At 53.8% G+C, this 7,559-nt stretch carries 10 protein-coding genes and 4 tRNA genes; all 14 read left to right on the top strand.

Translation table 11 applies throughout. The features are described from left to right. The first annotated feature begins 112 nt into the window (after nucleotides 1–112). Entirely contained in the window at nucleotides 113–1,072 is a 960-nt protein-coding gene (gene birA, locus AB7M29_RS31535) for a bifunctional biotin--[acetyl-CoA-carboxylase] ligase/biotin operon repressor BirA (protein WP_454248684.1), read from the top strand. Next, the gene (locus AB7M29_RS31530; protein WP_052967039.1) at nucleotides 1,062–1,811 is read left to right on the top strand and encodes a pantothenate kinase; all 750 of its coding nucleotides are present in this window, start codon (nucleotides 1,062–1,064) and stop codon (nucleotides 1,809–1,811) included. Before birA ends, AB7M29_RS31530 begins: the two co-directional genes overlap by 11 nt. 7 nt (nucleotides 1,812–1,818) lie before the next feature. Further along, nucleotides 1,819–2,259 carry a hypothetical protein gene (locus AB7M29_RS31525; RefSeq protein ID WP_217858221.1) on the top strand — a complete coding sequence of 147 codons (441 nt, stop codon included), beginning with the start codon at nucleotides 1,819–1,821 and terminating at the stop codon, nucleotides 2,257–2,259. 142 nt (nucleotides 2,260–2,401) lie between these two features. Then, nucleotides 2,402–2,486, top strand: a tRNA-Tyr gene (locus tag AB7M29_RS31520). Nucleotides 2,487–2,510: 24 nt separating this feature from the next. Continuing rightward, nucleotides 2,511–2,584, top strand: a tRNA-Gly gene (locus tag AB7M29_RS31515). 26 nt (nucleotides 2,585–2,610) lie between these two features. Beyond that, a tRNA-Thr gene (locus AB7M29_RS31510) sits at nucleotides 2,611–2,686 on the top strand. A gap of 84 nt (nucleotides 2,687–2,770) precedes the next feature. Further along, nucleotides 2,771–3,964 (top strand): elongation factor Tu, encoded by a 1,194-nt coding sequence (gene tuf, locus AB7M29_RS31505; protein WP_007896619.1) that lies wholly within the window; start codon nucleotides 2,771–2,773, stop codon nucleotides 3,962–3,964. Between the two features lie 53 nt (nucleotides 3,965–4,017). Further along, nucleotides 4,018–4,093, top strand: a tRNA-Trp gene (locus tag AB7M29_RS31500). 45 nt (nucleotides 4,094–4,138) lie between these two features. Beyond that, nucleotides 4,139–4,507, top strand: coding sequence for a preprotein translocase subunit SecE (secE, locus tag AB7M29_RS31495; protein WP_007896620.1), 369 nt, complete (start codon nucleotides 4,139–4,141; stop codon nucleotides 4,505–4,507). Between the two features lie 9 nt (nucleotides 4,508–4,516). Next, the gene (nusG, locus tag AB7M29_RS31490) at nucleotides 4,517–5,050 is read left to right on the top strand and encodes a transcription termination/antitermination protein NusG (protein ID WP_007896622.1); all 534 of its coding nucleotides are present in this window, start codon (nucleotides 4,517–4,519) and stop codon (nucleotides 5,048–5,050) included. A 117-nt stretch (nucleotides 5,051–5,167) separates the two neighbouring features. Next, nucleotides 5,168–5,599, top strand: a complete 432-nt coding sequence (rplK, locus tag AB7M29_RS31485) for a 50S ribosomal protein L11 (RefSeq protein WP_008008888.1) — start codon at nucleotides 5,168–5,170, stop codon at nucleotides 5,597–5,599. Next, complete coding sequence (gene rplA, locus AB7M29_RS31480) at nucleotides 5,599–6,294, top strand: 50S ribosomal protein L1 (RefSeq protein ID WP_007896626.1); 696 nt, start codon at nucleotides 5,599–5,601, stop codon at nucleotides 6,292–6,294. Before rplK ends, rplA begins: the two co-directional genes overlap by 1 nt. Before the next feature lie 198 nt (nucleotides 6,295–6,492). Continuing rightward, complete coding sequence (gene rplJ / locus AB7M29_RS31475; protein WP_007896629.1) at nucleotides 6,493–6,993, top strand: 50S ribosomal protein L10; 501 nt, start codon at nucleotides 6,493–6,495, stop codon at nucleotides 6,991–6,993. A gap of 80 nt (nucleotides 6,994–7,073) precedes the next feature. Continuing rightward, nucleotides 7,074–7,439: a 50S ribosomal protein L7/L12 gene (rplL, locus tag AB7M29_RS31470; RefSeq protein WP_008073881.1), complete on the top strand. Its 366-nt coding sequence runs from the start codon at nucleotides 7,074–7,076 to the stop codon at nucleotides 7,437–7,439. Nucleotides 7,440–7,559 lie beyond the last annotated feature (120 nt).

The following is a 7,559-nucleotide window of genomic DNA, read 5'->3' as shown; positions in this document are numbered from 1 at the left end:
GTATGCAGGTAGGGGTTTTGTTTTGTCCGCAGGAAAATCTCGCTTGTAGGGTTTCTATGCAACAGCCCGGGGCATGGCTATCATGCGGGCCTCATTGTGAGGCGAGGCTTGCATGCTGACCTTGTTAAAGCTTCTTAAGGATGGTCGATTCCATTCGGGCCAAGCCCTGGGTGCTGCCTTGGGCGTCAGTCGTAGCGCTGTATGGAAGCAGCTTCAGCACTTGGAGGCTGAGCTCGGTTTATCCATTCATAAAGTGCGCGGTCGTGGCTATCAACTGGCTGCGCCGTTGACACTGCTTGATCCTGCGGAAATAAGCGCGCGGGCGCCTTCTTGCGAGTGGCCCATTCTAGTCTTCGATTCAATTGACTCTACCAACGCTGAAGCCTTGCGGGCTATCGAGCGTGGCCAGCCTGCGCCATTTCTGGTGCTCGCTGAGCGGCAGACGGCTGGTCGTGGGCGGCGTGGACGCAAATGGGTGAGCCCGTTCGCGGAAAACATCTATTACAGCCTGGTACTGCGCATTGATGGTGGGATGCGGCAGCTGGAAGGCTTGAGTCTTGTTGTCGGGCTTGCCGTAATGCAAGCCTTGCGAGGGCTTGGTATTTCAGGTGTGGGGTTGAAGTGGCCGAATGATGTTCTGGTGGGTCAGCAAAAGATTGCAGGAATACTGCTCGAATTGGTGGGGGATCCTGCTGATGTGTGTCACGTGGTGATCGGTGTCGGAATAAATGTGAACATGCAGATGACCGATGAGGTTGATCAGCAATGGACGTCCATGCGCCTCGAGTCGGGTAAGGCTGTTGATCGCAATCATCTGGTTGCGGAGTTAGGGTTGATGCTCCAGGCCTATTTAGATCGCCACCAGGCCGGCGGATTTCCGGCAATCCAGGCGGAGTGGGAGCAAAATCATCTATGGCAGGGGCGGGCGGTATCGTTGATTGCCGGTGTTAGTCAGATAGATGGTGAGGTGCTGGGTATCGATGGCCAGGGTGCCTTGCGCTTGAAGGTGAATGGTGTGGAGAAGGTCTTTAGTGGTGGCGAGCTCAGTCTGAGGTTACGTGATGATTCTTGAGCTCGATTGTGGAAACAGTTTCATCAAGTGGCGTGTGCTCGGCGAGGATGTCAGGCGGGTGATTGGCGAGGGGGTCGTTGATTCAGATCTCGCATTGCTGGAGAGCTTGAAAGGCCTCAAGGGGCTCGCTCTCATGCATTGTCGCTTAGTCAGTGTCAGAACCGCCGAAGAAACAAGTGCGCTGATTTCTCTGCTGACCGAGGCTTTCGGCGTTTCCGTAGTGTGCGCGACACCGGCTCGGGAGATGTCCGGGGTTCGAAATGGCTATGAGGAGTTCGAGCGGCTAGGGCTTGATCGCTGGCTTGCAATGCTCGGAGGATTTCATCTGGCTTCGGGTGCTTGTCTGGTGCTCGACTTTGGTACGGCGGTTACGGCTGACTTTATTGCAGGGGATGGTGAGCATCTCGGAGGATTTATCTGTCCGGGGATGCCTTTGATGCGCAACCAGCTGCGTACCCATACCCGTAGAATTCGCTATGGAGATCTTGCTGCCGAGCGCGCTTTGGAGAGTCTTGTTCCTGGACGTACAACCGTCGAGGCGGTCGAGCGTGGTTGTTTGCTAATGTTGAGAGGGTTTGTCCTGACTCAGCTAGAGTTGGCGCGCAGCTATTGGGGAGATGATTTCGCAGTCTTTCTGACTGGCGGGGATGCTGATCTGGTCTCCGAGATTGTGCCCGAAGCCAGGGTGGTTCCAGATCTGGTATTTGTAGGTTTGGCGATGGCGTGTCCCTTGTCCTGAGGTTTTTATGCGTTGGTTGTTTCTGCTGCTGCTTGTTCTCAATGTGTTCTATTACATCTGGCACCAACAAGAGGCTCCTCTGCGCGCAAAGGATGTAACCCCTTTGAGTTTGTATCGGGGTTCGCAGCAGGACATTCGCTTGTTGAGTGAAACGACTGACGCGGCTCGTGATAAAGGAAAGCCTGCCCAGGCAGACGATGGATGCCTCTATCTTGGCGGTTTTTCTCGTCAGGAAGCGGCTCAGGCGGTTGAGCGGCGATTGAGTAGCATGGAAATCAAGTTCGAGTCCTTGCTGAGGGCTCCCGCCGAGTCTGATGGTTACTGGGTGCGTGTGGCACCAGAAAGCCGGCGTTTGCTGGGTGACTCGCAGTTGCAAAACCTTTCTAAAGAATTCAATGGGTTAAAACATAAAATAATGCCGTGCGAGGGGGTTGCACCCGTCGAATAGTTTGCATAGAATGGCGCCCGCTTCGCAGTGAAGACCTTTAACAGTCAGCAGTGTGAAGCGAGGTCAACGCAGCTAACCTCAGGTTTTTAATGAGAAAATGCTTGACAGAAGGCTGGCATGATATAGAATGCCGGCTCGCTTAGGAGGGGTTCCCGAGCGGCCAAAGGGATCAGACTGTAAATCTGACGTCTACGACTTCGAAGGTTCGAATCCTTCCCCCTCCACCATTTTTAGCGAGAGCTGCAAGCTCCGCGGGTATAGTTTAGTGGTAGAACCTCAGCCTTCCAAGCTGATGATGCGGGTTCGATTCCCGCTACCCGCTCCAAGTTTGCAGGTCCTGCAAAGTGTTACGCTCTTGTAGCTCAGTTGGTAGAGCACACCCTTGGTAAGGGTGAGGTCAGCGGTTCAAATCCGCTCAAGAGCTCCATATAACAAGGCAGATATGAAAATATCTGCCTTTGTTTTAATGGCTGATAGTACTTGCTTAATTCTTCTGCTAGGGGTGATTTCGATGGCTAAGGAAAAGTTCGAACGTAACAAGCCGCACGTCAACGTTGGAACCATTGGTCACGTAGACCATGGCAAGACAACTCTGACCGCCGCTTTGACCCGCGTCTGCTCCGAAGTGTTCGGTTCGGCAAAGGTTGACTTCGACAAGATCGATAGCGCCCCAGAAGAAAAAGCTCGTGGTATCACCATTAATACTGCTCACGTTGAATACGATTCGGCTGTGCGTCACTACGCACACGTTGACTGTCCAGGTCACGCCGACTACGTAAAAAACATGATTACCGGTGCTGCACAGATGGATGGTGCGATTCTGGTTTGCTCGGCCGCTGATGGTCCGATGCCGCAAACCCGTGAGCACATCCTGTTGTCCCGTCAGGTTGGCGTTCCGTACATCGTTGTCTTCCTGAACAAGGCTGACATGGTTGACGACGCTGAGCTGCTGGAGCTGGTTGAGATGGAAGTGCGCGACCTGCTGAGTACTTACGATTTCCCAGGTGACGACACGCCGATCATCATTGGTTCGGCGCTGATGGCGCTAAATGGTCAAGACGACAACGAGATGGGCACTACCGCCGTCAAGAAGTTGGTCGAGACTCTGGATAGCTATATTCCGCAGCCTGAGCGTGCTATCGATAAGCCGTTCCTGATGCCGATCGAGGATGTGTTCTCGATCTCCGGTCGCGGTACTGTTGTGACTGGTCGTGTTGAGCGTGGCATTGTCCGCATTCAGGAAGAAGTTGAGATTGTTGGTCTTCGTGACACTGTCAAAACTACTTGCACTGGTGTTGAGATGTTCCGCAAGCTGCTCGACGAAGGTCGTGCGGGTGAGAACTGCGGCGTTCTGCTGCGTGGTACCAAGCGTGATGATGTTGAGCGTGGCCAGGTTCTGGTTAAGCCCGGCACCGTCAAGCCGCATACCAAGTTCACTGCTGAGGTTTACGTTCTGAGCAAGGAGGAAGGTGGTCGTCATACGCCATTCTTCAAGGGCTACCGTCCACAGTTCTACTTCCGTACAACTGACGTGACTGGTAACTGCGAGCTGCCGGAAGGTGTTGAAATGGTGATGCCGGGTGACAACGTTCAAATGACCGTTACCCTGATCAAAACCATCGCGATGGAAGATGGTCTGCGTTTCGCTATCCGTGAGGGCGGTCGTACCGTCGGCGCTGGTGTCGTAGCAAAAGTCATCGAGTAAGTTGTTGTAATGTCTTTTTCGGGCCGGCATAATGGTCGGCCTGATTTTGTTTTAGGTCAGTAGCTCAATTGGCAGAGCGACGGTCTCCAAAACCGTAGGTTGGGGGTTCGATTCCCTCCTGACCTGCCAGATTCACTTGGTGTGTCTGGCTTTCTTTTCACAGGATCTTCATAGATGACTCCTAAAGCTGAAGCTCAAGGCTCTCGCTTCGATCTGCTCAAGTGGCTAGTAGTAGTCGCTTTGGTGGTTGTTGGCGTTGTTGGCAATCAGTATTACTCTGCTTCGCCGATCCTGTACCGCGTACTCGCTTTGCTTGTCATTGCTGCTGTAGCTGCCTTTGTAGGCCTGCAGACAGTCAAGGGCAAGTCTTTCTTTGTACTGGTTAAGGAAGCTCGCACCGAGATTCGTAAAGTCGTATGGCCAACTCGCCAAGAAACCACGCAGACCACGCTGATTGTTGTGGCTGTTGTTCTGGTTATGGCGTTGCTGTTGTGGGGGCTTGATTCCCTGCTCGGCTGGCTTGTTTCCTTGATTGTCGGCTAAGGGTGTCCCGTGGCTAAGCGTTGGTACGTTGTGCATGCTTACTCCGGTTACGAGAAGCATGTCATGCGCTCGTTGGTAGAGCGCGTAAAGCTGGCTGGCATGGAAGATGGCTTTGGCGAAATTCTGGTTCCCACTGAAGAAGTGGTTGAAATGCGTAATGGCCAGAAACGCAAAAGCGAGCGCAAGTTCTTCCCAGGTTATGTGCTGGTCCAGATGGACATGAACGAGGGTACTTGGCACTTGGTCAAGGATACTCCTCGGGTGATGGGTTTCATCGGCGGTACTGCTGATAAGCCTGCACCGATCACTGATAAAGAGGCAGAAGCGATTCTGCGTCGCGTTGCTGATGGTAGCGACAAGCCGAAGCCGAAGACGTTGTTCGAGCCAGGCGAGTCGGTACGTGTCAATGACGGACCGTTTGCTGATTTTACTGGCACGGTTGAAGAAGTTAACTACGAGAAGAGCCGGATCCAAGTGGCAGTGCTCATTTTCGGTCGCTCTACTCCGGTAGAGCTAGAGTTCAGCCAGGTCGAAAAGGTCTAGTTGAGCAAGCATCCCAACCCCGCAGCCCTAGGCTGTGGGGTTTTGTCGTCACTGGGATAAACGCGCAAGTAACCGGGGAGCCTTTCGAGGCGTTCGAACCCGTAATTGGAGTGCCTCATGGCCAAGAAGATTACCGCTTACATCAAGCTGCAAGTGAAGGCCGCTCAGGCTAACCCAAGCCCACCTGTTGGTCCTGCTTTGGGTCAGCACGGCGTGAACATCATGGAATTCTGCAAGGCTTTCAACGCCCGTACTCAGGGTATTGAGCCAGGTCTGCCGACTCCAGTGATCATCACTGTCTACAGCGACCGTAGCTTCACTTTCGAAACCAAATCCACACCTGCTTCGGTTCTGCTGAAGAAGGCTGCTGGTCTGACTAGCGGTTCTGCTCGTCCGAACACCGTTAAGGTTGGCACCGTGACCCGTGCTCAGCTGGAAGAAATCGCGAAAACCAAAAACGCGGATCTGACTGCAGCTGATATGGAAGCAGCCGTGCGTACTATCGCCGGTTCTGCTCGTAGCATGGGCCTTAACGTGGAGGGTGTGTAATGGCTAAGTTGACCAAGCGTCAAAAGGCTATCGCCGGCAAAATCGAAGCAGGCAAGTCCTACAACTTTGTAGACGCTGCTGCTCTGCTGGCTGAGCTGTCGACTGTCAAGTTCAGCGAGTCGTTCGACGTTGCTGTGAACCTGGGTGTTGACCCGCGTAAATCCGACCAGGTCGTTCGTAGCGCTACCGTGCTGCCACACGGCACTGGCAAGACTGTTCGCGTTGCTGTGTTCACCCAGGGTCCAGCTGCCGAGGCTGCTCTGGCTGCCGGCGCTGACCGTGTAGGTATGGACGACCTGGCTGCCGAAATGAAAGGCGGCGACCTGAACTATGACGTGGTTATCGCATCCCCGGATGCCATGCGCGTTGTTGGTCAGTTGGGTCAGATCCTGGGCCCACGCGGCCTGATGCCTAACCCTAAAGTCGGCACTGTAACTCCAGACGTAGCTACCGCGGTTAAAAACGCCAAGGCTGGTCAGGTTCGTTATCGCACCGACAAAAACGGCATCATCCACACCTCCGTTGGCAAAGTCGGCTTCGATGCCGTCAAGCTGAAGGAAAACGTTGAAGCCCTGATCGCTGATCTGAAGCGTATCAAGCCAGCTTCCTCGAAAGGTATTTACGTCAAGCGCGTTACCCTGAGCACCACCATGGGTCCAGGTCTGGTCATCGACCAAGGCTCGCTCGACGCGTAAGACACAGGTTGGCGCAAGCGATTGCGCCAATTGAAAGATTGGGGTCCCTGCCTGGCGGGGGCTATCCAAGACCGTAGGCGACGCAAGTCTTAAACCTCAAGCCTACGCAGATGGTGCTCCCGGTTCCTTACCGAATCAGACACCAAAACGACATCCGGCTTCGGTTGGATGAAACGGTAACAAGCAGGAGTTAAACCCGTGGCAATTAAACTCGAAGACAAGAAGGCCATCGTCGCTGAAGTCAACGAGGCTGCCAATGTTGCCCTGTCTGCTGTTGTGGCTGATGCCCGCGGCGTGACAGTTGGCGCTATGACCGGACTCCGTAAAGAGGCTCGTGAAGCTGGCGTTTACGTACGTGTTGTACGTAACACCCTGCTCAAGCGCGCCGTTGCTGGCACTCAATATGACGTGCTCAACGACGTGTTCACTGGCCCGACCTTGATTGCATTTTCGAAAGAACATCCGGGCGCTGCTGCTCGTATCTTCAAAGAATTCGCAAAAGGTCAGGATAAGTTCGAGATCAAGGCAGCTGCGTTCGAGGGCAAGTTCCTCGCAGCTAATCAGATCGACGTACTGGCAAGTCTGCCGACCCGCGACGAAGCAATTTCTCAGCTGATGAGCGTGATTCAAGGCGCAACCAGCAAATTGGCTCGTACTCTGGCGGCCCTTCGCGACCAGAAAGAAGCTGCCGCAGCCTAAGGCTGAGCGACTCCTTTCAGCGTTTATTGTTTATTTCGATGGCCGCGTAGGCTGTCACCCCAATACAGGAATTTATAGTCATGTCTCTGACTAACGACCAAATCATCGAAGCAATCGGCGAAAAATCCGTTCTGGAAATCGTTGAGCTGATCAAGGCCATGGAAGAGAAGTTCGGCGTTTCCGCTGCCGCTGCTTCCGCTGGTCCAGCTGCTGTTGCTGCCGTTGTTGAAGAACAAACTGAATTCAACGTCATGCTGACCGAAGCTGGCGAGAAGAAAGTTAACGTGATCAAGGCAGTACGTGAACTGACCGGTCTGGGCCTGAAAGAAGCCAAGGCTGTAGTTGACGGCGCTCCTGCCATGGTTCTGGAAGCTGTTTCGAAAGACGCAGCTGACAAAGCCAAAGCTACTCTGGAAGAAGCAGGCGCTAAAGTCGAGCTGAAGTAAGCATCGACTTTGCACCTCCAGCCCGAGCGTTAAGCGAAAGGCTGATGGCTGGTGGCTCTTGCCACCGGCCTTTTTCCGTTATTGGCAGCCGACTGGGTCGGTGCTGGTAACGAGCTGTAA

The organism is Pseudomonas sp. F-14 TE3623, assembly GCF_053629015.1.
Note: the sequence above shows the minus strand (reverse complement) of the source record. Positions and strands in the feature narration are given on the sequence as shown.

Bases quoted from the DNA above. Each gene is read 5' to 3' on its own strand.
- birA (WP_454248684.1), top strand. From the start codon at position 113: ATGCTGACCTTGTTAAAGCTTCTTAAGGATGGTCGATTCCATTCGGGC.
- AB7M29_RS31530 (WP_052967039.1), top strand. From the start codon at position 1,062: ATGATTCTTGAGCTCGATTGTGGAAACAGTTTCATCAAGTGGCGTGTG.
- AB7M29_RS31525 (WP_217858221.1), top strand. From the start codon at position 1,819: ATGCGTTGGTTGTTTCTGCTGCTGCTTGTTCTCAATGTGTTCTATTAC.
- tuf (WP_007896619.1), top strand. From the start codon at position 2,771: ATGGCTAAGGAAAAGTTCGAACGTAACAAGCCGCACGTCAACGTTGGA.
- secE (WP_007896620.1), top strand. From the start codon at position 4,139: ATGACTCCTAAAGCTGAAGCTCAAGGCTCTCGCTTCGATCTGCTCAAG.
- rplK (WP_008008888.1), top strand. From the start codon at position 5,168: ATGGCCAAGAAGATTACCGCTTACATCAAGCTGCAAGTGAAGGCCGCT.
- rplA (WP_007896626.1), top strand. From the start codon at position 5,599: ATGGCTAAGTTGACCAAGCGTCAAAAGGCTATCGCCGGCAAAATCGAA.
- rplL (WP_008073881.1), top strand. From the start codon at position 7,074: ATGTCTCTGACTAACGACCAAATCATCGAAGCAATCGGCGAAAAATCC.